Annotated in this window: 1 protein-coding gene; it reads right to left on the bottom strand. The window is 60.5% G+C overall.

The features are described from left to right. Positions 1-1,897: acetate--CoA ligase (gene acs / locus FHL16_RS33680; RefSeq protein ID WP_077750541.1), on the bottom strand; the 1,897-nt coding region annotated here is incomplete at its 3' end. Positions 1,898-1,931 lie beyond the last annotated feature (34 nt).

Here is a 1,931-nt window from a genome sequence, read left to right as displayed (position 1 = left end):
CCAGGGTGGAGATATCACCCAACCCATCGTATTCGGCGGTCGCAATCTTGCGCAGGATCCGGCGCATGATCTTGCCCGAACGGGTTTTCGGCAGCCCCGGTGCCCACTGGATCACGTCCGGCGAAGCAATCGGACCGATCTCTTTACGCACCCAGTTTTTCAGTTCCAGACGCAGTTGCTCGCTCGGCTCTTCACCCGCGATCAACGTGACGTAGACATAAATGCCCTGCCCCTTAATGTCGTGCGGCACACCGACCACGGCCGCTTCGGCAACTTTCGGGTGCGCAACCATCGCGCTTTCGATCTCGGCAGTACCCATGCGGTGGCCGGACACGTTGAGCACGTCGTCCACACGCCCGGTGATCCAGTAGTAACCGTCTTCATCGCGACGTGCGCCGTCACCGGTGAAGTACATGCCACGGAAGGTCTTGAAGTAGGTGTCGACGAAGCGGTCATGGTCGCCGTACAGCGTGCGCGCCTGGCCTGGCCACGAATCGAGAATCACCAGGTTGCCCTCGGCCACGCCTTCGATGATGTTGCCCAGGTTGTCGACCAACGCTGGCACCACGCCGAAGAACGGACGTGCCGCCGAACCCGGCTTGAGGGCGTGAGCGCCCGGCAGCGGGCTCATCATGTTGCCGCCGGTTTCGGTCTGCCACCAGGTGTCGACGATCGGGCAACGGGACTTGCCCACATTCTTGTAGTACCAGTCCCAGGCTTCCGGGTTGATCGGCTCACCCACCGAACCTAACAGACGCAAACTGCTGCCATCAGCACCTTCAACAGCGGCTTGACCCGACGCCATCATCGCGCGGATCGCGGTCGGTGCGGTGTAGAGGATGTTGACCTTGTGCTTGTCGACGATCTTCGCCACCCGGGTGATGTCCGGGTAGTTCGGCACGCCTTCGAACAGCAGCGTGGTCGCGCCGTTGGCCAATGGGCCGTAGACGATATAGCTGTGGCCAGTGACCCAGCCGACGTCGGCGGTGCACCAGTAAACTTCGCCCGGGCGGTAGTCGAACACGCGCTCGTGGGTCATGGCGGCGTACAGCAGGTAACCGCCGGTGGTGTGCTGCACGCCCTTCGGCTTGCCAGTCGAACCGGAGGTGTAAAGGATGAACAGCGCTTCTTCAGCGCCCATCTCTTTCGGCGCGCAGACACTGCCCGCCACTTTCATCAGGTCTTCGTACCAGATGTCGCGATGCTGGTTCCACTTGATGTTGCCACCGGTGCGCTTGCACACGATGACTTTCTGGATGCTGCTGGTTTCCGGGTTGGTCAGCGCGTCATCGACGTTGGTCTTGAGCGGGATCTTCTTGCCGGCACGAATGCCTTCGTCAGCGGTGATGACCACTTTGGATTTGCAGTCGATGATGCGACCGGCCAGGGCTTCCGGCGAGAAACCACCGAACACCACCGAGTGAATCGCGCCGATCCGGGTGCAGGCCAGCATGGCGACCACGGCTTCGGGGATCATCGGCATATAGATAGTCACCACGTCGCCGCGATGCACATCCTGGCCTCGCAAGGCGTTGGCGAACTTGCAAACTTGTTCGTGCAGCTCGCGGTAGGTGATGTTGCGGCTTTCGGCCGGGTCATCCCCTTCCCAAATGATCGCGACTTGATCGCCGCGCTCGGCCAGATGACGGTCGAGGCAGTTGTAGGAAACGTTGAGGGTGCCGTCGGCGAACCATTTGATGTCGACATGGTGATCGTCGAAGGAGGTCTGCTTCACCGTGGTGAAAGGCTTGATCCAGTCGAGGCGCTTGGCTTGCTCGCGCCAGAAGCCGTCCGGGTTGACGACCGACTGCTGGTACATGGCTTTGTAGGTTGCCTCGTCAGTCAGCGTATTGGCCAGAACCTCGGGACGAACGGGATACAGAGAAGCCGCACTCATCTTTCTTACCTCGGTGGAATAGTTGTTTTTGTAT

Source organism: Pseudomonas sp. FSL W5-0299, assembly GCF_005930655.1.
In the GTDB taxonomy this organism is placed as follows: Bacteria; Pseudomonadota; Gammaproteobacteria; order Pseudomonadales; family Pseudomonadaceae; genus Aquipseudomonas; species Aquipseudomonas mandelii.
This window is presented reverse-complemented; position numbering and strand designations above follow the sequence as displayed.